The 22,222-nt window shown below is 54.1% G+C and carries 19 protein-coding genes; 16 read left to right on the top strand and 3 right to left on the bottom strand.

Annotated features, from left to right (window positions below; translation table 11 throughout):
* Window positions 1–66: 66 nt before the first annotated feature.
* The 4 genes from argJ to V9K95_RS23295 all read left to right on the top strand — a co-directional run bounded on the left by argJ (window position 67) and on the right by V9K95_RS23295 (window position 2,907).
* Window positions 67–1,308, top strand: coding sequence for a bifunctional glutamate N-acetyltransferase/amino-acid acetyltransferase ArgJ (gene argJ, locus V9K95_RS23280; RefSeq protein WP_115055440.1), 1,242 nt, complete (start codon window positions 67–69; stop codon window positions 1,306–1,308).
* Window positions 1,308–2,066, top strand: coding sequence for a GNAT family N-acetyltransferase (locus tag V9K95_RS23285; protein WP_336442360.1), 759 nt, complete (start codon window positions 1,308–1,310; stop codon window positions 2,064–2,066). The genes argJ and V9K95_RS23285 overlap by 1 nt, the downstream gene beginning before the upstream one ends.
* The gene (locus tag V9K95_RS23290; protein WP_336442361.1) at window positions 2,059–2,472 is read left to right on the top strand and encodes a (deoxy)nucleoside triphosphate pyrophosphohydrolase; all 414 of its coding nucleotides are present in this window, start codon (window positions 2,059–2,061) and stop codon (window positions 2,470–2,472) included. Before V9K95_RS23285 ends, V9K95_RS23290 begins: the two co-directional genes overlap by 8 nt.
* A 111-nt stretch (window positions 2,473–2,583) precedes the next feature.
* Window positions 2,584–2,907 carry a hypothetical protein gene (locus tag V9K95_RS23295; protein WP_336442362.1) on the top strand — a complete coding sequence of 108 codons (324 nt, stop codon included), beginning with the start codon at window positions 2,584–2,586 and terminating at the stop codon, window positions 2,905–2,907.
* Here V9K95_RS23295 and V9K95_RS23300 read toward each other — a convergent pair.
* A complete protein-coding gene (locus V9K95_RS23300; protein ID WP_336442363.1) occupies window positions 2,904–3,785 on the bottom strand; it encodes a methyltransferase domain-containing protein in 882 nt (293 codons plus the stop codon). The two genes, V9K95_RS23295 and V9K95_RS23300, sit on opposite strands and share 4 nt — an antisense overlap.
* Before the next feature lie 62 nt (window positions 3,786–3,847).
* Here V9K95_RS23300 and V9K95_RS23305 point away from each other — a divergent pair, with 62 nt between their 5' ends.
* The 5 genes from V9K95_RS23305 (at window position 3,848) to V9K95_RS23325 (ending at window position 7,217) form a co-directional block, all read left to right on the top strand.
* Complete coding sequence (locus tag V9K95_RS23305) at window positions 3,848–4,627, top strand: ComF family protein (RefSeq protein ID WP_336442364.1); 780 nt, start codon at window positions 3,848–3,850, stop codon at window positions 4,625–4,627.
* A 77-nt stretch (window positions 4,628–4,704) separates the two neighbouring features.
* Complete coding sequence (gene grxC / locus V9K95_RS23310) at window positions 4,705–4,974, top strand: glutaredoxin 3 (protein ID WP_115055572.1); 270 nt, start codon at window positions 4,705–4,707, stop codon at window positions 4,972–4,974.
* A 10-nt stretch (window positions 4,975–4,984) separates the two neighbouring features.
* Window positions 4,985–5,851, top strand: coding sequence for a carbon-nitrogen hydrolase family protein (locus tag V9K95_RS23315; RefSeq protein ID WP_336442365.1), 867 nt, complete (start codon window positions 4,985–4,987; stop codon window positions 5,849–5,851).
* Window positions 5,848–6,261, top strand: a complete 414-nt coding sequence (locus V9K95_RS23320) for a DUF1178 family protein (RefSeq protein WP_336442366.1) — start codon at window positions 5,848–5,850, stop codon at window positions 6,259–6,261. Before V9K95_RS23315 ends, V9K95_RS23320 begins: the two co-directional genes overlap by 4 nt.
* Window positions 6,262–6,320: 59 nt before the next feature.
* Window positions 6,321–7,217: a DMT family transporter gene (locus V9K95_RS23325; protein ID WP_336442367.1), complete on the top strand. Its 897-nt coding sequence runs from the start codon at window positions 6,321–6,323 to the stop codon at window positions 7,215–7,217.
* A gap of 24 nt (window positions 7,218–7,241) precedes the next feature.
* On the opposite strand, the gene ubiG is transcribed toward V9K95_RS23325, so the two are convergent.
* Window positions 7,242–7,985 (bottom strand): bifunctional 2-polyprenyl-6-hydroxyphenol methylase/3-demethylubiquinol 3-O-methyltransferase UbiG, encoded by a 744-nt coding sequence (ubiG, locus tag V9K95_RS23330; RefSeq protein WP_336442368.1) that lies wholly within the window; start codon window positions 7,983–7,985, stop codon window positions 7,242–7,244.
* Window positions 7,986–8,175: 190 nt separating this feature from the next.
* Between ubiG and V9K95_RS23335 the strand changes: the two genes are divergently transcribed.
* From V9K95_RS23335 to V9K95_RS23365, 7 genes are all read left to right on the top strand, one after another.
* Complete coding sequence (locus V9K95_RS23335; protein ID WP_115055423.1) at window positions 8,176–9,429, top strand: aspartate kinase; 1,254 nt, start codon at window positions 8,176–8,178, stop codon at window positions 9,427–9,429.
* 100 nt (window positions 9,430–9,529) lie between these two features.
* Window positions 9,530–11,809 carry a phosphoenolpyruvate--protein phosphotransferase gene (gene ptsP / locus V9K95_RS23340; RefSeq protein ID WP_115055421.1) on the top strand — a complete coding sequence of 760 codons (2,280 nt, stop codon included), beginning with the start codon at window positions 9,530–9,532 and terminating at the stop codon, window positions 11,807–11,809.
* 7 nt (window positions 11,810–11,816) lie between these two features.
* Window positions 11,817–12,896: a peptide chain release factor 1 gene (gene prfA / locus V9K95_RS23345; protein WP_115055570.1), complete on the top strand. Its 1,080-nt coding sequence runs from the start codon at window positions 11,817–11,819 to the stop codon at window positions 12,894–12,896.
* Window positions 12,883–13,764 (top strand): peptide chain release factor N(5)-glutamine methyltransferase, encoded by an 882-nt coding sequence (gene prmC, locus V9K95_RS23350; RefSeq protein WP_336442369.1) that lies wholly within the window; start codon window positions 12,883–12,885, stop codon window positions 13,762–13,764. Before prfA ends, prmC begins: the two co-directional genes overlap by 14 nt.
* A gap of 289 nt (window positions 13,765–14,053) precedes the next feature.
* Window positions 14,054–14,899 (top strand): DUF4167 domain-containing protein, encoded by an 846-nt coding sequence (locus V9K95_RS23355; RefSeq protein ID WP_336442370.1) that lies wholly within the window; start codon window positions 14,054–14,056, stop codon window positions 14,897–14,899.
* A gap of 810 nt (window positions 14,900–15,709) precedes the next feature.
* On the top strand, window positions 15,710–18,322 hold the full coding sequence (gene clpB, locus V9K95_RS23360) for an ATP-dependent chaperone ClpB (protein ID WP_336442371.1): 2,613 nt from the start codon (window positions 15,710–15,712) through the stop codon (window positions 18,320–18,322).
* A gap of 161 nt (window positions 18,323–18,483) precedes the next feature.
* Window positions 18,484–19,875 carry a L,D-transpeptidase gene (locus V9K95_RS23365; RefSeq protein ID WP_370878731.1) on the top strand — a complete coding sequence of 464 codons (1,392 nt, stop codon included), beginning with the start codon at window positions 18,484–18,486 and terminating at the stop codon, window positions 19,873–19,875.
* 2 nt (window positions 19,876–19,877) lie between these two features.
* Here V9K95_RS23365 and V9K95_RS23370 read toward each other — a convergent pair whose 3' ends face one another.
* The gene (locus tag V9K95_RS23370) at window positions 19,878–21,854 is read right to left on the bottom strand and encodes a M23 family metallopeptidase (protein WP_336442372.1); all 1,977 of its coding nucleotides are present in this window, start codon (window positions 21,852–21,854) and stop codon (window positions 19,878–19,880) included.
* Between the last annotated feature and the right edge of the window lie 368 nt (window positions 21,855–22,222).

Below are 22,222 nucleotides of genomic sequence, written 5' to 3' on the forward strand. Positions count from 1 at the left end.
AGGCCCGCTGGTAAAGAGCGGGCCTTTACTCCTTTAGATCCTTCATTTCCATCTTCGAGGTTGTAGATGTCCACAGCGGTTTCGCCCCTTGCTCCCAAACATTATCCAGCAATGCCCGAGATTCAGGGGGTCAGGATTGCTACGGCTGAGGCAGGCATAAAATATAAAGGCCGAACCGATGTTGTCATGATGGTTTTCGATAAGCCAGCAGCTGTGGCGGGCGTTTTCACCCGTTCGAAATGCCCCTCTGCTGCAGTGGATTTCTGCCGATCCAGCTTGAAAGGTGGTTATGCGCGCGCCGTTATTGTCAATTCCGGCAATGCCAACGCATTCACGGGCAAAAAGGGTAGGGAATCAACCAAGGTCACTGCTGCTGCTGCTGCCAAAGCTGTCGGGTGCAAGCCAGGTGAGATATTCCTTGCCTCCACTGGCGTAATCGGTGAGCCGCTTGATGCCGGAAAGTTCAGCCATCTGCTTGGCGACATGGCAAAGCAGGCAGTCTCCGGACGTTGGCAGGATGCGGCCAGTGCGATCATGACGACCGACACATTCCCGAAAGTTGCCACGGAAACCGTATTGCTAGGCGGTGTTCCCGTTACCATCAACGGAATCGCCAAGGGCGCGGGGATGATCGCGCCGGATATGGCAACGATGCTTTCATTCGTTGCAACAGATGCTCCGATCGCTTCCGATGTTTTGCAGGAACTTCTTTCCAAGTCGGTGGGCAAGAGCTTCAATTCAGTAACTGTCGACAGTGACACGTCCACGTCCGACACTTTGCTGCTTTTTGCGACCGGTTCGGCTGCCGAACGCGGTGCGGCGCCTGTCACCAAGCTGAAAGACAAGCGTCTCAAGCCCTTTGAAAAGGCTTTGGAACGCATTCTCAAGAATCTGGCTTTGCAGGTCGTGCGCGATGGTGAGGGTGCCCGCAAGATGCTGGAGATCACGGTCACCGGCGCAAAATCGGACAAATCAGCCAAAAAGATTGCCTTGTCCATTGCCAATTCTCCCTTGGTCAAGACAGCAGCCGCTGGTGAGGACGCCAATTGGGGCCGGGTTGTCATGGCTGTGGGTAAGGCTGGCGAACCAGCAGACCGCGATCTTCTGGCAATCTGGTTCGGCGACATCCGCGTTGCCCGCGAAGGAGAACGCGATCCGGATTATTCGGAAGCTGCGACCTCGGCCTATATGAAGAACGAAGATATCCAAATTCGCGCCGATATCGGTCTTGGCAAAGGCAAAGCCACAGTCTGGACTTGCGATCTAACCAAGGAATATGTGGCGATCAATGGTGATTACCGCAGCTGATGCCGTTCGCTTTAACGCAAGTCAGGCAGATAGAGGCGCTGGGCTTCCGGGCGTGGCCAGCTTCATCCGTCCATTATGACGGAAGCTGGAGTATCCGAATCACTCCAAATCATCCGGCAAAACGGCTGAACTCGGTTAATCCGCTTGATCCGGGTGATACGGAGAATATTGAAAAGCGGGTGGCCGCGGCCGCGGAGCGGTTTCGGGCCGCAGGTCGTGCGCTTATATTCAGACTTTCTCCATTGGCACCGCAAAAGCTTGAATCATATCTGGAAAAATCCGGATGGACACGATTCGACGAATCGCTGGTGATGATTGCAGATTTGGCGGATGTCGATCTATCCGATGCGAGAAAGCAGGAACCGGAGAGGGATACTGATCGGTTCGCCGCTGCCTCGTTGCGTGTTCAGGCAGAATCACCTGAAAAGAAATCCAGCCTGGTCGACGTGATCAACGCCATAAGACCGGCAAAAGGCCTGTTTGTCCGCGAAGACGCAGATGTACCTGTCTCAGCGGCTATTTGCATATGTGACGGCGCGATGGCTGGGCTGCTTGGAATCGAAACGGCAGAACTTGAGCGCCGTCGCGGGCATGGGCGCGCCATTGTGAAAACGGCACTGAAGTGGGCAGTCATGCAAGGTGCCCGCAAGGCGTGGCTTCAAGTTGAAGCGGGTAATGCAGGCGCTATCGCCCTTTATCAATCCATGGGATTCAAAGAAGCATACCGATACGCTTACTGGCGGGCAGAACATGACTGACAAAACACTCCCGATTCTGCTGGTCACGGCCTGTGCCTTGGTCGATAGCGACGGAAGGGTGCTGTTGACGCAGCGTCCGGAGGGAAAATCACTTGCCGGGCTGTGGGAGTTTCCCGGAGGTAAGGTTGAACCGAACGAGACTCCGGAAGCCAGCCTTATCAGAGAACTGCAAGAAGAACTTGGCATTACGGTCAAGCCCGCCTGTCTTGCACCCCTGACATTTGCCAGCCACACCTATGAGAAATTCCATCTTCTCATGCCGCTGTTCATTTGCCGGCGTTATGAAGGCATGCCCCGTTCGATGGAGGGGCAGGCGCTGAAATGGGTGCGTCCTAAAGATATGCGTGACTATCCAATGCCCGCAGCCGATATTCCGCTCATACCGTTTTTGATCGATCTTCTATAATTTTATACAATGTTAAGTTGTATTCTCGCCCGTTAACTCTAACGGTTAATTCATCCTTCACCTGATTGAGCGACTTTTAAACATTCTTGAGGCGCATTTTTCAGGTGGTTTATGGCGCGCAAAAACGATTACATCGATGATGATCTGATGATGCGAACCGGCGGTTTGTCCGGGGCAGCTGGAGGAATCCTGCGGATTACATTGCTGTTTGGCTCTGCTGCCGTCGCATTGGCGCTGATCATAGCCCCGCTTGCCAATCGGAGCAGTCAAGCTGTCGTGGATTATTCGGCAGGACGCTCGCTGGACGAAATCCAGACAGGATCAATCAAGAAAGCTGATCCATCGACCTATACGATCCGCCGCAGCGTGCTGCAAAGCACGCCAAATTCGGTTTGCATTCTCAAAAGTGATGGTACGAAAACAGGCGATTGCTAATCTTTTTCAGCCTCTTTGAGAAAGTCCGCCAGTGAAGCCTTCGCAGAACCGGGTTTGAGCGGCTTTTGTTGCGATTCATGCGCCGCCCAGCCAGACATCCATATGAATGAAAATGTCGCGCGAATGCGGCCATCAGGATCGCTAAAGCGTTCGGCATAGATTTCTGCTGCCCGCATGAAGAATTGCCGGGTCAGCGGCTTACGGGAACGCCCGAAAAGGCTGTTCTGGACACCCATCGCCCGCAAGTCGCGCATCAGCGCGAAAAGATTATCATATCGCACCGTATAGGTTTCAATATCCGTGACGGGCAATGTGAAACCCGCCCGTTGCAGCAGACCGCCGACATCGCGCACATCGGCAAACGGCGCGACACGCGGTGATACGCCCCCGCTGATTTCACTCTCAGTGGCAATCAGGCATTCGCGTAGTTCGGTCAGAGTGTTCTCACCGGCCATGGCGCCGAGAAACAGCCCATCCGGCTTCAATGCCCGCCTTATCTGGAGCAAGGTCCCCGGTGTGTCATTTGTCAAATGCAGGGACAGCAAGGAAACCGCAAGGTCAATGCTTGCAGCTCCAAGTGGCAATATTTCCTGATCGGCGACAATTGCGGGAAAGCGGGTTGTCAGGAACGGCGCAGCTTCTTCAATGCGAATGATGATTGAAGCCTTGCCCGAGCGCTGCATCGCTTCGGCTGCAAGGTCTGTGTGGCTGGCGAGGTCAATCGCAACTTCGAACTGGCGCTCGACAGCCGATAGTCGCTCTTCAAGATCGTCGGCTGCGCGTGCGAGCAGAAAGTCGGCAGAAGTTCCGTGCTGTTTGAGCGCGCGTAATCTTCTTTGTAGGACTAAAGTTCGATCGAATAGCTGATGCCGATCCATTCCGAATTTCTCTGATGAATGTATAATTGCCCGGTAGATGCGTCGCTTGGACATGAATTGCAATGAAAACTATCGGGAAAACTGTCCGCACAAGCATCGGCATAGGCGCGCGCAGTGCCGTGCGGGAGGTGTTTAATGTGCTTTTCCCGCCTGTTTGTGCCGGATGTGACAAGCATGTGGCTGAACCCGGTTCCTTGTGCGGAACATGCTGGACCAAGGTCAGATTTATCGAAAAGCCCTATTGCCCGGTGCTTGGAACGCCCTTCAGCCATGATCTGGGTTCTGAAATTCTATCGGCCGAGGCAATCGCGGATATACCGCCCTTTGCCCGTGCCCGCGCCGTTGCAATTCATGAAGGCGTCATTCGCGATATGATTCACCGGCTCAAATATAATGATCGCACCGATCTAAGCCGCTGGATGGCAGGGTGGATGGCGCGGGCAGGGCGCGAACTGATCGATGATTGTGACGTGATCGTGCCAGTGCCGCTGCATGCGAGGCGTTTCTGGTTGCGCCGTTTCAACCAATCGGCAGAGCTTGCCCGTTATCTGGCGAATGTCAGCAGCAAAGCCTTTGAACCTGACGCCCTCAAACGCATAAAAAAAACGCGGCAACAGGTGGGGCTTGGTCCGAGCCAGCGCCTTACAAATGTTCGCGGTGCCTTTAAAGTGCCTGAGGCGCAGGAGATAAAGGTTCGAGGGCGCAATGTCCTTCTGATCGATGATGTCTATACGACTGGCGCGACGGTCAAGGCAGCAACCCGCGCACTCCTGCGGGCTGGAGCAAAAAGTGTCGATGTATTGACCTTCGCCAGGGTTATGGGAGACGAATTGTCTGTCTAAGCTGGCTTTTGCGCAACGAACGGGCCTTTTCCCGTCAGGTTTTCACGCCTATATAAGGGAAAAATTGGAGTGCCATGATGGTCGATGTGACAATCTATACGCGTAACGGCTGTGGCTTTTGCACGGCAGCTGTAGGCTTGCTTGAGAAAAAGGGCGTAGCCTTTGTCGAGCACAATGCAACTGTGGAACCAAATGCACGGCAGGAAATGCTGGCTCGTGCTAATGGGCGCACAACATTTCCTCAGGTTTTCATAGGCAAGACCCATGTTGGTGGTTGTGATGATCTCTACGCGCTTGAAAGCCAGGGCCGACTTGACGGACTGTTGAAGACTGGCGAACTCGTTTAAGGACAGTGGAATGAGTGTATTTCGTGCTGCTGCTATCCAGATGCGCTCGGGCGTCGATCCGCAGCGCAATGCTGCTGATCTCGTTAACTATGTTGACGATGCTGTTGGCAAAGGGGCGGTCTATGTGCAAACCCCGGAAATGACCGGGGCGCTGCAGCGGGATCGCAAGGCCCTTGCCAGCGTCTTAAGGGGCGAGAGCGAGGACATAATCGTTCGCACAGCTTCCGAATTGGCGGCGCGTCACAAAATTCACCTTCATATCGGCTCGACGGCCATTGCGGTTGAGGATAGCAAAATTGCCAATCGTGCCTTCTTTTTCGGTCCGGACGGAAATATCCTGACACGCTACGATAAGATCCACATGTTCGATGTTGATCTGGATAATGGCGAGAGCTGGCGCGAATCTGCTGTCTATTCGCCTGGCAACGATACGGTGGTTCTTGATTTGCCATTTGCCAAGCTGGGTCTGGCCATTTGTTATGATGTCAGGTTCCCGCAATTGTTCCGGGCGCAGGCACTGGCTGGTGCATCGGTCATCACTGCGCCTGCGGCCTTTACCCGCCAGACGGGCGAAGCCCACTGGAATGTGCTGCAACGTGCACGCGCAATTGAAAATGGTGCATTCATGATTTCTGCTGCGCAAGGCGGCGTGCATGAAGATGGCCGCGAGACATTTGGCCATTCCATCATTGTCGCGCCCTGGGGTGAAGTTCTGGCTGAAGCGGCACATGCCGATCCTGCGATCATCATTGCGGATATTGATCCGGCATTGAGTGCGGCTGCCCGTGCCAAAGTGCCTAATTTGAAAAATGCCCGCCCGTTCGGCGTGCTTGTCGAGAATGATGGCCGGAGCGAAAGACTGGCAGACGCGTCATGATCCGTTTTTCTCTTCATTGCGACAAGGACCATGAATTTGAAGGCTGGTTCCGCAGCAATGACGACTTCGATTCTCAGGCTGAAAAAGGTCTCGTAAGCTGCCCATCATGCGGCTCGAACAAGGTCGGCAAAGCTCTAATGGCACCTTCTGTTTCGACAGGCAGGCAAAAAGAGAAGATTGCCCTTGCCATGAGCGAAATGGCCAAGGAAATGAAGGAAATGGTCAAGAAGGTCCGCGAGAATGCGGATTATGTTGGCGCGGAATTTGCGGAACAGGCACGCAAAATTCATTTCGGCGAGGCCGAGGCGCGGGGCATTTATGGCGAAGCCACTCCCGAAGATGTGGAAGCCCTGCTGGAAGATGGCGTGGATGTCATGCCGCTTCCTGTCTTTCCCGAAGATCACAATTGATCTCATAGCACTAAGGTCTATGGTGCGGTGGTCGATTCTGACCGCCCGGGTGATTTTCCATGCAATTTTTGAATTCCGCGCCCCTGCTGCTGCTTTTAACAGGGGCGTTTTTGGGGCTGACTTTGCCATTCGGCAAATTGGCTTTTTCTGCCGGGATTGCGCCTTCGCTCTGGGCTTTCGTTATTTCAACCGGTGCGGGAACCGTTTTGCTGATTGCCTTCCTGCTTATGGGCAAACGCCCGCGGCTGGACGCGCATATGGTGCGCTATTACCTTATCGCCGCATTTATTTCCTATGCCGTGCCTAATGTCATGACGCTTTCGGCCATCCCGCATCTTGGGTCTGGCTATACGGGCATCATGTATACGCTTTCGCCAGTATTCACCTTGATGCTGTCGATCCTGTTCAAACTCAAACGCCCCAGCCTGCTTGGACTTTTGGGCATATTGGTTGGTTTTATCGGCGCAGTGATCGTTGGATTTACCCGCGGTCAGGTGGGCCAGCCCGCCGAACCGCTCTGGGTTATAATCGGCCTGTTGATTCCGGTTCTTCTTGCCTTGGGCAATGTTTATCGCACCATTGATTGGCCTAAAGGTGCTGACCCGACTGAATTGGCGGCTGGGAGCCATATTGTGACGGCGGTCATGCTTGTTCCCGCTATTCTGCTCATGACCGGTGGCTTTCCAGTTGCGCCGTTGGCTAATGTGCCGTGGCTGGTGCTAGCGCAAATTCTGGCCTCCACCTGCATGTTTGCACTCTATTTCCGGCTGCAAGCGGTTGGTGGCCCGGTTTATCTCAGCCAGATAGGATATGTTGGAGCGGCGGTAGCCTTGCTGGCAGGAACCCTGTTTTTAGGAGAAACCTATGGGCTGACGACGTGGCTGGGGGCGGCAATTATTACAGTTGGTGTGGGCATGACCACGAAGGCGCAACTGATGGCGACAAAAGCAGGATAGACGATTGCTTAGGTCTGGCGTGGTTTAGTTTCGAACAGCCAGCACCATATAATTCACATCGGTATCGTTTGAGCGGTTCCAGCTATCGGCAAAGGGATTATAGGTCACGCCGACTTTCTCGGTTACACTCAGACCGGCTGCGACGAGTGCCGTTTCCAGCTCTTCAGGGCGCACGAGTTTTTCATATTGATGCGTGCCGCGTGGTAACCAGCGCAACACATATTCCGCGCCAAAAATTGCAAGGCCAAGGGCTTTCAATGTCCGGTTTATCGTAGCGACGAAGGTCATGCCGCCCGGTTTGACCATTTGCGAACAGGCGGACATGTACAGATCGACATCAGCCACGTGCTCGACGACCTCCATGTTGAGAACAACGTCGAATTTTTCGCCGGCTTCGGCCAGGGCTTCTGCTGTCGTCGCGCGATAGTCTATGTCCAATCCGCTTTGGGCGGCGTGAATTTTGGCAACTTCAATATTGGTTTCGCCAGCATCGGCACCGACTACCGTCGCGCCAAGCCGTGCCATCGGCTCGCACAGCAACCCGCCACCGCAACCAATATCGAGGAATCGCAGACCCTTGAATGGCTGGGGGCTGTTCGGGTCGAGATTATAGTGAGCGCAGACCTTTTCCTTGATATAGGCAAGACGGGTCGGATTGAACTTGTGCAACGGGCGGAACTTGCCTTGTGGGTTCCACCACTCCGCAGCCATGCGTGAAAAACGCTCCACTTCTACGGCATCAATTGTACTGCGTTCTGCCTGGGCCATTGCCTTATCCTTTGCTCTTCCTATCGAGTGGCCCATTCACGTAAAAAATGTCAAGGCGCAAATCGTCCCGCGTTCTTGCAGTTATGTCATAATTTGGTTATGGGAAGCCGCATTCAACTGGCGCGGAACCTGTTCATTCGACTGGTTCTCTTCCAATATAATTTCAGGCCTTTCCAGAACGGTAATTCCCATGGCTCGCATTGTGATGAAATTCGGTGGCACTTCGGTGGCCGATATCGACCGCATCCGTAATGTGGCCCGGCATGTCAAACGTGAAGTCGATGCCGGTCATGAAGTCGCAGTGGTTGTCTCGGCCATGGCGGGCAAAACCAACGAACTCGTTGCCTGGACGCGCCAAGCATCGCCGATGCACGATGCGCGCGAGTATGATGCCATCGTTGCTTCCGGTGAGCAGGTAACGGCCGGTCTTCTCGCGGTCACTTTGCAGGCGATGGGCGTCCATGCACGCTCTTGGCAAGGCTGGCAGATACCCATCAAGACAGACAATGCGCATGGTGCTGCGCGTATTACCGATATTGACGGCTCCTTCCTGATTGAGCGCTTCGAAGAAGGTCAGGTGGCTGTTATTGCCGGATTCCAGGGTATCGGCCCGGACAATCGTATTTCTACGCTCGGACGCGGCGGCTCGGACACAAGTGCTGTCGCCATTGCAGCAGCGGTCAAGGCGGATCGGTGCGATATCTATACGGACGTCGACGGTGTTTACACCACTGACCCCCGTGTCGAACCCAAGGCGCGCCGCCTTTCGCGCATTTCATTTGAAGAAATGCTGGAAATGGCTTCGCTTGGCGCGAAAGTCTTGCAGGTCAGGTCCGTCGAGCTTGCCATGGTGCATAAAGTGCGCACATTTGTCAGGTCCAGTTTCGAAGACCCCGATGCACCGGGCATGGGTGATCTGATCAATCCGCCCGGTACTCTTATTTGCGACGAGGAAGAAATCGTGGAACAGCAGGTTGTCACAGGAATTGCCTATGCCAAGGACGAAGCACAGATATCGCTTCGCCGCGTTGCGGATCGTCCGGGTATTTCGGCAGGTATTTTTGGCCCGCTTGCTGAGGCCCATATCAATGTCGACATGATCGTACAGAATGTGTCTGAAGACGGCACCAAGACCGATATGACATTCACCGTTCCATCCGGTGATCTTGATAAGGCGCTTGCGGTGCTGGAAAAGGTCAAAGCCGAAATCGGCTGCGATATTATCCAGTCGGAAGCTGGCATGGTCAAAGTATCGGTAATCGGCATCGGCATGCGCAGCCATGCGGGTGTTGCAGCAACGGCCTTCCGGGCGCTTGCTGACAAGGGCATCAATATCCGAGCTATCACCACATCGGAAATCAAGATTTCCATTCTAATTGACGGCCCATACGCAGAACTTGCAGTACGCACTTTGCATTCTGTCTACGGTCTGGATAAGCATTGACAGAAGAGATTCTGTTTGCCGGTATTTCTGCCGACTAAGATGATCTAAAGTTCACATTGGCAAGGTCATTCCGGCTTTGCCAATAAATGCTATGGAGCAAATGGTGCCCACGCGCGAGCAGACAACCGGCCCTCGTGTCATGCTGAAGCGGCTCCGCGAATTGATGGCGGAGGCGCTTGAGCCACAGGAGAGGCTTGACCGCATTGTTCGCGACATTGCTCAGAACATGGTCGCGGAGGTGTGCTCATTTTATGTGCTGCGTTCCGATGGCGTGCTTGAGCTTTATGCCACCGAAGGTTTGAACCCCTCGGCCGTTCATCTGGCGCAACTGCGCCTTGGTCAAGGTCTTGTTGGTACGATTGCTGCTAGTGCGCGTCCACTCAATCTTACAGATGCGCAAACCCATCCGGCATTCGCCTACCTGCCGGAAACAGGGGAAGAAATTTACAATTCATTCCTTGGTGTACCTATCCTGCGGGCAGGGCGAACCCTCGGCGTTCTCGTTGTCCAGAACAGGACTAAGCGGGTCTACCGCGAAGATGAGATTGAGGCGTTGGAAACCACGGCCATGGTGTTGGCCGAGATGGTTGCAGCGGGCAGTCTTACGCGGCTGGCGCGTCCGGGCGTAGAACTCGATATGGGCAAGCCGATGAGCTTTGCCGGCAGTGCTTTCAATGATGGTGTTGGTCTTGGGCATGTTGTGCTGCACGAGCCGCGCATTGTTGTGACCAACCTGTTCAATGAAGATATTGATGCCGAGATCGACCGGCTCGAAAGCTCGCTTGGATCATTGCGTGTTTCTATTGATGACATGCTGTCGCGCCGTGACGTGGCCTTTGAGGGCGAGCACCGCGAGGTGCTGGAAGCCTATCGCATGTTTGCCCATGATAATGGCTGGGTTCGCCGTCTTGAAGAAGCGATCCGCAACGGCTTGACCGCGGAAGCGGCAGTGGAAAAAGTGCAGAGCGACACACGTGCGCGCATGATGCATCTGACCGATCCTTATATGCGTGAGCGGTTGAGCGATTTCGATGATCTCGCCAATCGGTTGTTGCGTCAGTTGATGGGCCGTGACGTGAAGACCATGGCTGGATCGCTGGCCAAGGATGCGATCATTGTGGCGCGTTCCATGGGTGCTGCCGAGCTGCTGGATTATCCGCGCGAACGCCTGCGAGGCCTGGTGCTGGAAGATGGCGCTGCGACGAGTCACGTGGTGATCGTTGCCCGCGCTATGGGTATTCCCGTTGCAGGTCAGGTCAAGGGCGTCGTGTCCATGGCTGAAAACAATGATGCGATCATTGTCGACGGCGATGATGGCAAGGTGCATTTACGTCCGCAATCGGACGTTGAAGCGGCCTATTCCGAGAAGGTCAAGTTCCGAGCCAAGCGTCAGGCACTTTATCGGGAATTGCGCGACCGTCCTTCGGTGACCAGGGACGGTGTGCCGATCACCTTGCTGATGAATGCGGGTTTGCTGGTCGATCTGCCGCAACTCGTTGAGGCAGGCGCGGCCGGTATCGGACTTTTCCGGACGGAATTGCAATTCATGGTTGCATCAACGTTCCCGCGGGCGGAGCAGCAGGAGCGGCTTTATCGTTCCGTGCTTGAAGCTGCAGGCGACAAGCCGGTGACTTTCCGGACGCTCGATATTGGCGGCGACAAGGTACTGCCCTATTTCCGCAGCGAGACCCATGAAGAAAATCCGGCATTGGGCTGGCGGGCGATCCGCCTGACGCTTGATCGCCCGGGGCTATTGCGCACACAGGTTCGCGCCTTGTTGAAGGCTGCTGGCGGGCGCGAGCTGCGCCTCATGCTGCCAATGGTCACTGAAATCGCCGAAGTTCGCAAAGCGAGCGAATTGATCAACCGCGAGGTGCAGCACCTTTCGCGCTTTGCTCACAATCTGCCAACCCGGGTCAAGATCGGCGCCATGGTAGAAGTGCCTTCCTTGTTGTGGCAACTTGACGAACTGATGTCGGTGGTTGATTTCGTCTCGGTTGGTTCCAACGATCTGTTCCAATTCGTCATGGCGGTTGATCGAGGCAATTCGATCATTAGCAACCGCTTCGATAATCTTTCCGTGCCATTCCTGCGCGTGCTTCGCCAGATCGTCGAAGCAGGCATCCGCAATAATACGGATGTAACGCTTTGCGGCGAAATGGCCGGAAAGCCAATTTCGGCGCTCGCACTGCTTGGCCTTGGGTTTCGCTCGATCTCAATGTCGCCTGCTTCCATCGGGCCGATCAAGGCAATGCTTGGTTCGCTTGACGTGAACGAGCTTGGGGCGCAACTCGCTGATGCCATGGATAATCATGGCGATACCGGCTCGCTGCGCCACATCCTGACCAAATTTGCAGAGCGGGCAGGCATATCACTGTGAGGCTAATCTGATGTCTATTCCGCAGGATCGCATGGATCAGCTGCTGAAGCGTTTTTCGATGATGGAAACGCAGATGGCGAGCAATCCCGATTCCGAAACATATGTGAAGCTTGCTTCGGAATATTCCGAACTGGAGCCGGTTGTATTCAAGATCCGCGATTTTCTTGCCGCCCGCAGCGAAGCGGCTGATTTGCAGGCAATGCTGGATGATGGCTCAACCGATCGCGACATGCGCGAGCTTGCCGAAGCTGAATTGCCGGAAATCGAAGAGCGCATTGAAGAGCTTGAAAAGGATATTCAGGTTCTGCTTTTGCCCAAGGATGTTGCCGATGAGCGCAACGCCATTCTCGAGATTCGCGCAGGTACTGGCGGGTCGGAAGCGGCACTTTTTGGCGGCGATCTTTTCCGCATGTATGAACGCTACGCGTCGGCCAATGGCTGGCGGGTTGAGCTGATCTCGGCCAGTGACGGCGAAGCGGGCGGATACAAAGAAGTTATCGCCATGGTTTCCGGCAAGGGCGTATTCGCCAAACTGAAGTTTGAATCGGGTGTCCATCGCGTTCAGCGGGTCCCCGATACCGAAGCCAGCGGACGCATCCACACATCGGCAGCAACTGTCGCGGTGCTGCCGGAGGCCGAAGAGATCGACATCGACATTCGCCCCGATGACATCCGTATCGATACGATGCGTGCATCGGGTTCGGGCGGACAGCACGTCAATACAACCGACTCGGCCGTTCGCATTACCCATATTCCATCTGGAATTGTCGTTGTGCAGGCCGAAAAGTCGCAGCATCAAAACCGCGCCCGCGCCATGCAGGTGCTGCGCTCGCGCCTGTTCGATATGCAGCGCCAAAAAGCAGATAGCGAACGTTCCGAAGCCCGCCGCAGCCAGGTCGGTTCAGGGGATCGTTCCGAACGCATCCGCACCTATAATTTTCCGCAGGGACGGGTCACGGACCATCGGATCAATCTGACCCTTTATAAGCTAGACCGCATCATGGAAGGCGATCTGGATGAGTTGATTGGTGCGCTCATTTCCGATTACCAGACCGCTTTGCTGGCACAGATGAATGACGGCTTCTGACCACAGACACCAATTGATGAATGTTCTGCGGAGCGCGCGTGCTTCTCTCGCCGAAGCGGGAATAGAATCTGCGGAGCTTGATGCCCGTCTTTTGCTTGAATGGATTGCAGGCTGCGACAGGCTGGAAATAATCCGTAACCCGAATCGCGAGCTTGGCCAGCATGAATATGAGGCGCTTGAGGCCATGCTTGCTCGCCGAATCAAGGGTGAATCGGTGCATCGCATTATCGGCAAGCGGGCATTTTTCGGCATTGAATTGAGCCTTTCCACAGAAACGCTCGAGCCGCGTCCCGACACGGAAGCGCTTGTGGAACTGGCTTTGCCCTTTCTCCAAAACCGCATTTCCAACCATGGTGTCGCCGACATTGTTGACCTTGGAACAGGAACAGGAGCGATCGCCCTTTCGCTGCTCGATCAGTTGCCGCAATTGCGCGCCGTGGGCGTGGATATATCAGCCGGTGCCCTTGCTACCGCGCGTGAAAATGCGGTGCTTTCGAATGTTTCTTCGCGTTTTGCGGCATTGTCATCCAACTGGTTTTCGGAGCTAACTGGTTCATATGACATGATTATTTCCAATCCGCCCTATATCCGCACTAGCGATATTGCGCAGTTGCAAAGAGAAGTTGTTCTTCATGATCCGGTTCGGGCGCTGGATGGAGGTCCAGACGGGCTGGAGCCCTATCGGATCATTGCTGATCATGCCGCTGGTTACTTGCGTCCTGGTGGCGTGGTCGCACTGGAGATCGGGGCAGGGCAGCGGCAGGATATTGAGGCGATTTTTAGCGCCAGGAATTTCGTGATGAGCGGTGTGAGGCAGGATTTCGGAGGGCACGACCGCGCCCTTCTGTTCACAACAATCGAAAAATAATGAAAAAAGGCTTGGAATTTGCGGAGAAGCCCGCTAGTTTCCAGTTACCGCTCGAAACCGAACAACTCTGGTTCTGCCTATCAAGATAATTGATACGCAAATTTCCGGGGTTTGATTTCTCCCTACATTTGTTTTGGAGAAATGGTTCTTGGGGTAGCACAAAAGTTTTATGAACTTTGGATGCGATTGAAGCGCGGGGCGCGCTTCAGATCGGCACTTGAGAAGCGAAGCTTTTTGACTCGAAATGTTGAGCAAATGAGCGCCCCTGATTTTCTGAAAAGAGATAAGTATGAGGCCAGTACAGCAGAATAGGCGCATGCGCGGACGCGGTAACAACAATAACCGCAGCAAAGGTCCTAACCCACTTTCCCGTAACTATGAGAGCAACGGTCCTGACGTTAAAATTCGGGGAAATGCTCAGCACGTAGCAGAGAAATATACGACCCTTGCACGTGATGCACAAAGTGCGGGCGATCGCGTTATGGCTGAAAACTATCTTCAGCATGCAGAACACTACAATCGAATCATCATGGCTGCACAGGCCGCAGCACCCGTTCAATATCAGCGCGATGATCGCGATGATCAGGAACAGGATGACGACAATAATTACGAAGACGACGGCAACAATGTCGGCAATAACGAGCAGGAGTTCCAGGAACGTCCTGAACGTCAGGATCGTGCCGAGCGTCAGGAACGCCCTGAACGTCAAGACCGGCAGGAGCGCCAGCCGCGCCACGAACGCCAGGATCGTCCGGAACGTTCAGAACGCCGTGACCGACCCGAGCGCGTTGTGCACCAGCCGATCAATGGCAGCGGTCCTCAGCCCGTCATCGAAGGCACGCCCGCCGAGGTTGCTTATGATGATGACACTGTCAGCCAGCGTCAGCCGCAGGCCCAACCTGCTCAAAATCAGGAAGTTGAAGCTGTCGCTGCTGGTTCGGAAGAAGCTGCGGAGGCAAAGCCCGCTGTTCGCCGTTCACCGCGTGGTCGCAGACCTGCCCGTCCGCGTGAGCCACGGGTAACTGAAGGCACTGCGGAAGCGGCAAACGCTCCGGAAGCTGCGTCGGATCTTTCTCCGGCCAGTATTGTGGCTGAAGTCAAAAAGCGCCGCGCTGCGGCTGAATCTGACGTTTGATCCGATCGAGTTGAATAATGCGCCACCCGCAGGGAAACCTGCGGGTGGCGTTTTTATTTGACTGCATTTGAAGTTGGTGCGTGGTTCGACAAGCTCACCATGAGGAAGATTGGCGAACTGCACAGGTAATCTTCGGCGTTCCAGAATATAGCTCCCTGCAATCAACCCACCTTCCTCATCCTGAGCTTGTCGAAGGACGCACTTGGCTTGTGCAAATCAGGCCTTCCTAAAATAATCTCGACAAACTTATCCAACAGTTCCCGCTCTGAATTATTCTGTTCCTGTCCTTCCCGCGGGGAACAGCTTCCGGAGCCGTTCGAAGTTTGGGGAAGGATGGGCGCCTCCGATGGCGGGTTACGGACCCGCTATCCGGGGACGTTCTGTCCAAGGGTTCCCCTGCCGTTACTAGGAACGGCGCGTGCTGGACGAGCACTTTAAGGGGCGCAAGGCTAACGCATGGCGTGCCGCAAATGGCATGCCTTGGGTAGCCGAGGCCTCCCAAGCGGAACGGGCAGAATGCAAAATCGCCGGACGGGCGGTCTTCGGATCGCTTAACCTACTACAAAGACGCGCTTCGATGACCGCCCGTCTTTCCCACCAAGCAATAGCCAGACGCAAAAGCGGGCGTGGCAAGGAGGGGGCATACATGCTAGATTTAAAGCGTCATAAAAGCAGAATATCCGGTCTTGTACCCCGGGGATAATATTCCCATATCAGCATCGAGCGAATGGATCTGCCTCGTTGCAGGGGATCCGTCACCAACACGCCAGGCAATGCCGAAATCGGGTTGCCGGGTAAAAGGAGACAAGAATGAACATTGAAAAATATACCGAACGGGTTCGCGGTTTCATACAGTCCGCGCAGACTTTTGCCCTCTCATCCAATAATCAGCAATTTACCCCAGAGCATCTTCTGAAAGTCTTGGTTGACGATGAAGAAGGTCTTGCTGCGTCCTTGATCGAAAGGGCCGGCGGGCGAATTGCCGATGTGCGGCTTGGACTGCAGGCGGCACTGGACGCTTTGCCTAAAGTAACAGGCGGCAATGGTCAGCTCTATCTTGCCCAGCCGCTGGCAAAAGTTTTTGCTACAGCCGAGGAAGTGGCGCAGAAAGCTGGTGACAGCTTTGTCACGGTAGAACGGCTGCTTACGGCCATGGCTATCGAAAAATCGTCCAAGACATCCGAAATATTAAGCCGCGCCGGCGTTACGGCTGCGGGTCTCAATGCAGTTATCAACGATATCCGCAAAGGCCGGACGGCTGATTCTGCTTCGGCGGAAAACAGCTATGATGCCTTGAAGAAATATGCACGAGATCTGACTGCCGATGCGCGGGCGGGGAAACTTGACCCTGTCATTGGCCGCGATGATGAAATTCGCCGGACAATTCAGGTCTTGTCGCGCCGCACCAAGAATAATCCGGTGCTTATCGGTGAACCTGGCGTTGGTAAAACAGCTATCGCCGAGGGACTGGCGCTGCGTATTATCAATGGTGATGTGCCTGAATCACTCAAGGACAAGCAATTGATGGCCCTCGATATGGGTTCATTGATTGCAGGTGCAAAATATCGCGGTGAATTCGAGGAGCGCTTGAAAGGTGTGCTTTCCGAAGTCACGTCTGCAAATGGCGATATCATTCTGTTTATCGATGAGATGCACACGCTTGTTGGCGCGGGCAAAAGCGAAGGTGCGATGGATGCATCGAACCTGCTGAAGCCAGCGCTTGCCCGGGGCGAACTTCATTGCGTTGGCGCCACCACGCTTGATGAATATCGCAAACATGTCGAGAAAGATGCTGCCCTTGCGCGGCGTTTCCAGCCAGTGTTTGTCGATGAGCCAACTGTTGAAGATACAATCTCGATTCTTCGCGGTTTGAAGGAAAAATACGAGCAGCATCATAAGGTACGCATTTCCGATTCGGCGCTTGTCGCTGCTGCCACTCTTTCGAACCGTTACATCACGGACAGGTTTTTGCCGGACAAAGCCATTGACCTGATCGATGAGAGTGCTGCGCGACTCCGCATGCAGGTGGATTCCAAGCCTGAAGAGCTGGATGAAATCGACAGGCGTATCATGCAGCTGAAGATCGAACGCGAGGCTTTGAAGGTTGAGACAGACAATGCTTCCCGCGACCGTCTCGAGAGACTGGAAAAAGAACTTGTCGACCTGGAAGAGCAGTCGACCATAATTACCAATACGTGGCAGGCGGAAAAGCAGAAGCTTGGTCTGGCAGCTGATCTCAAACGTCAGCTTGATGACGCACGCAATGCATTGGCATCAGCACAGCGTAATGGTGAATTTCAAAAGGCGGGTGAGTTGGCCTATGGCACGATCCCGCAATTGGAAAAACAACTGGCTGAGTCGGAGAAGAATGATGGTTCGACCTCAATGGTTGAGGAGAACGTAACGCCGGATCATATTGCACAGGTCGTTTCCCGCTGGACCGGCATTCCGGTTGACCGGATGCTGGAAGGTGAACGCGACAAGTTGCTTCGCATGGAAGATGAACTTGCCAAACGGGTGGTTGGACAGGGCGAGGCCGTGCAAGCTGTATCCAGAGCAGTGCGCCGTGCCCGTGCCGGTTTGCAGGATCCGAACAGGCCTATCGGTTCGTTCATCTTCCTCGGACCGACAGGTGTGGGTAAAACCGAGCTGACAAAATCGCTGGCTTCGTTCCTGTTTTCCGATGAAACGGCAATGGTTCGCCTCGACATGTCGGAATATATGGAAAAGCACTCGGTGGCCCGTTTGATCGGTGCGCCTCCCGGCTATGTTGGCTATGAAGAAGGTGGAGCTCTGACTGAAGCGGTTCGTCGTCGTCCCTATCAGGTTGTTCTCTTCGATGAGATCGAAAAGGCGCATCCTGATGTGTTCAATGTGCTGCTTCAGGTTCTTGATGATGGTCGCCTGACCGATGGACAGGGTCGCACTGTCGATTTTCGCAACACGCTGATCATCATGACATCCAATCTTGGCGCGGAATATCTTGTTTCGCTGGGTGAGGACCAGGATGTTGAGGATGTGCGCGAGAATGTGATGAACGTGGTCAAAGCCTCGTTCAGGCCGGAGTTCCTCAACCGGGTGGATGAGGTGATTCTGTTCCACCGTTTGAAGCGCAAGGAAATGGGCACCATTGTTGCGATCCAGCTCCAGCGTTTGCAGGCTCTTCTCGCCGATCGAAAGATCGTTCTGAAAATCGACGACGATGCTACAAATTGGCTTGCTGATAAGGGCTATGATCCGGCTTATGGCGCACGCCCTCTCAAGCGCGTTATCCAAAAGCAGGTGCAGGATCCGCTAGCGGAGAAGATTCTTCTCGGCGAAATACTGGACGGCTCGACTGTCAAGATTACGTCTGGATCGGACCGGCTCAATTTCAAGGCTTCGAAAGCGAGTCCGGTCATTGAGGACAATGAAGCTGCGTAGGCGGCTTTCTCAAGATACAAAATGGCCGCCACATAGCGGCCATTTTCATGTCTCGTTCATCCGATAAATGCGACGATCATTCTGTTCATTAACCATAAAAACATGAAAACGCGTCATTTTATGATTAATGACAAGTTATTAGAGAAATCGGAAGCTTAGGCATGACGTTCTACCGCGGTTCGTTGATGAAGATTCTGCTCGCTGCTTCAGCGGGCACCATAGGCATGGGAATGGCGGCTGCCGAACCTGGCGTGAATGCGAACAACCAGAAATCCTTTGAGGTTGCACAATTATTCGAGCCGCAAGAACGTCGTCCGCGCCGTGAAGCATTCCGATCCTACTTTGATGAATATGGCCGCCGGGTTACGGTAGATCGCCGCGGCAGGATTGTATCTGTCGAAGAGCCGCAAAACGATCAATATGGCGAAAGCCCGGATTACTTTCCCGAAGCGCCGCAAGATCCTTACGGTACAGGCGCAATTCCCAACGATCCCTATGGCGGGCAACCATCTGGCCCCTCCGAGCAGGACTATGGAAGTGTGTCCCGTGAGCCTTTGCCGCCTGCAAATGGCGAACCCGGTTTGCAGCCGTCTGATCCCAATCTCATTGATCCTGATTTTCCAGCTGACGGGTTGAGCGATGCGCCTCAAGAGCAAATTCCAGCTCATCCAAATCCAGCTCCAACTGTCGAACTGCCGAAAGGGCAGGGCGCCAAGGCGAAGATTACGGCTATTCAGGTCTTGCTCGACAGAATTGGCGTCTCACCTGGCGTTATCGACGGCCATAAGGGCGGTAACGTTGATAAAGCCGTCGCCGCATTTGAAGAAATGACAGGACAGCAGTTTGATCCGCTGAATGAAGAGGGGATCAATGCTTCGCTGGAGCAAACCGGCGGTCCCGCTTTCACGTCTTATACGATCTCATCGGAGGATGCCGCATACCCCTATGTCGCTTCCATTCCCGAGGACTATGCTCACAAGGCTCAGCTTGAGCGCATGGCATTTACTTCAGTGACCGAATTGCTGGCGGAACGGTTCCATATGGATGAGAATTATCTAAAAGAGATTAATCCGGGCGTTGATTTCAATACGCCCGGGGTAACGATTCAGGTTGTTAATACGGGACAGAATGCCGGTGGCGCGGTGACCAAGATCATTGCGGACAAGGGGCGCAAACAGGTGCGTGGATATAATGCCGAGGGCAAGCTGATTGTGGCTTATCCGGCGACAATCGGATCAACAGACACGCCTTCGCCTTCCGGAACAGTTCAGGTCGAGCGCATCGCACTCAATCCCAATTATACCTATAATCCAAAGCTGAACTTCAAGCAGGGCGAAAATGACAAGGTGCTGACAATTCCGCCCGGCCCCAATGGTCCGGTCGGGACGGTTTGGATCGCACTGTCGAAACCAACTTATGGCATTCATGGAACGCCGGAACCTTCCAAGATCGGCAAGACCAACAGCCATGGTTGCGTGCGTCTTACCAATTGGGACGCGACGGAACTGTCAAAGCTCGTGCAAAAAGGCGTGACGGTAGAGTTCCACGAATAGGATCAGCCGCTGGCTGCCACTTTGGTCGGCGGTGTTCCATCATCCTGAATGAGCTGGTCGATTCGTTCGCGTTCACGCTTGAACGCTACGAGCTCATCTCCGCGAAGTTCGCCGCCGCTTGGAAGGCGTATGCGCATCGGATCGACTTTCGACCCATTCACCATCACTTCATAATGCAGGTGTGGACCGGTCGAAAGACCCGTTGAACCGACATAGCCGATGACTTGCCCCTGCCGGACCTTTGAACCGGGGGTTACACCGCTCGCAATAGCGTTTTGGTGGGAATAGCTGCTTTCATAACCATTGGAATGGCGAATCAAAGTCTGATTGCCGTAACCGTTGGTCCATCCGGCCCGCTCCACCACGCCATTGCCCGACGCGATGATTGCAGTGCCGCGAGGCGCTGACCAGTCAACACCGGTATGCATGCGCGAATAGCCGAGAATTGGATGCCGACGCATTCCAAAGGGTGACCGGAAGACGCCATTTGGAACAGGCTTGCGCAGCAGGAACTGTTTAGAGCTCTTGCCATTCTCGTCGTAATAATCCGTGGTGCCATCATCACTATGGAACCGGTAGAATTTTTTCAGATCACCGCCGAAATTGGCAGCTACATAAAGAATTTCAGACTGTTCATCGGCTTTCTCGGAGCCTGTTGGCAAAGAGAACAATGCTTCCAGCTGGTCGGTTGGCGATAGTTGAGCCTGGAAATCGACATCGGAAGCCAGCATCTTTATCAGCTGCTGGATCATCGTGTCGGTCATGCCATATGCCAGTCCTGCTCTATAGATACCATCATAGACGGTCGGCAGGTCTTCAGCGCGGCGCATGACGGGGGGGCTATCGTCGAATGCGACCTGAAGTCCCGGTGTCATCTCCGGCTCATCAGCGGGAACATATTGCTCACTATCATTGAGAGCGATTGTGAGAATATGGGTCGAACGATTATAAACGCTGGCACGAATGATCCGGTCGGCATTGTTTTCCGACTCAACACCAAGCCGCAACACACTGCCAGCTTTCAGTCGCGTGGAATTTAGCAGCTTTGAGATTGCCCCTGCCATGCCTTCGGCGTCGCTTCCTTCATAGCCGGCATCGCTAAGCGCAGCGAGTACGTCATTGTCGCGCCGGAATGGAATCAGCTCCTCCGAATAGCCGGCGCTCACAGCGTCCTCAGCCATTCTGGGCGATACGCTCACATTTTCTTGAATAATCTTGACCGCAAGGGGGCTGCGCAAATTGTAAGGGTCCTCATCGGAACCAAAGCGCAATGGATCCACATAATGAAGTGAGGCGACTTGAATGGCACCATCGGAAAGCAATGCGCCGGTATTTCGGACGACTTCTTCAACCTCATCAACGCTCAGATCGTCAGAAGGATCGTATTGGGCTGTTGCCAAGGGAAAGTCCAATGTTCGCAGACTGACCTCACTCTCAACCTTGGCACCATAGATCAAGCCGGTTCGGGGGGCAGGATCGGTGTTGGCATTTGCTTCGGCAAACACATTCAGCGGGTTAAATGAAGGATATCTGCGATTGGTGTTGTGAACATCTGCGAGCGCTATATGAACGAGTTCAAAAGGCATTGTACGAATAACATCGCGTTCGCCCTCTTTAAACATCGTTGATACATCAAGGCGTCGGCGGTCGCGGTTTTTCTGAATAGGGGTGGTCGCCGCAACACGGGCACCTTTAACAACATCGCTATTATTGGCGCTTGGCATTGCATTGCGCGCCATAAGCTCAGGCGGCGTAGCCAGCTGTTCGCGCCCATCAAGAGCAGCAAAGAGCGCAACACCAATAAGCATACTCGACGTGATGCCGGTTAAAAACGTGCCCGCAAGCCAACGCGCAGAAACCTCACGGCGATCCGGAGGGCCTCGGCGCCCGTCTGTAATCAGCGGAGGCTCATTGCCTGGATCGATCAGAGAATGCCCCTCATACTCATTCATACGATTACGTGTCGAACCTATCGCCATTTATCAGATTAAGGCTTTGCGAGATGATCAGCATACCAGCCTTGCGGCCTCGCCTTGCTATTTCATGCGGTCGCAGTTTTGCCCCCGTAAGATCGCTGTGTCAACGCGACGTGTCTTTAACTCTCATTATGTGGATAGCCACCACGCAGTGAAGGAGCGCTATTTCGCAAATCGGGCATGTTTGTGACCCCGCTGTTTATCCACAGGGCCACGCGGAGTTTGGGACACATAATTATATGCGAAAGCGAAATTCACAGGCTCTGTCATATTTTTCATAATAAGTTCAAAAACGTTGTTGACAGTTTTGTGGAGTGGGGTCTATATACCGACACAACGAGGGCGGGGCGCCGCTGGCGGTTGCCGAATGC

The sequence above is a fragment of the Phyllobacterium sp. CCNWLW183 genome (assembly GCF_037203775.1).
Classification (GTDB): Bacteria; Pseudomonadota; Alphaproteobacteria; order Rhizobiales; family Rhizobiaceae; genus Phyllobacterium; species Phyllobacterium ifriqiyense.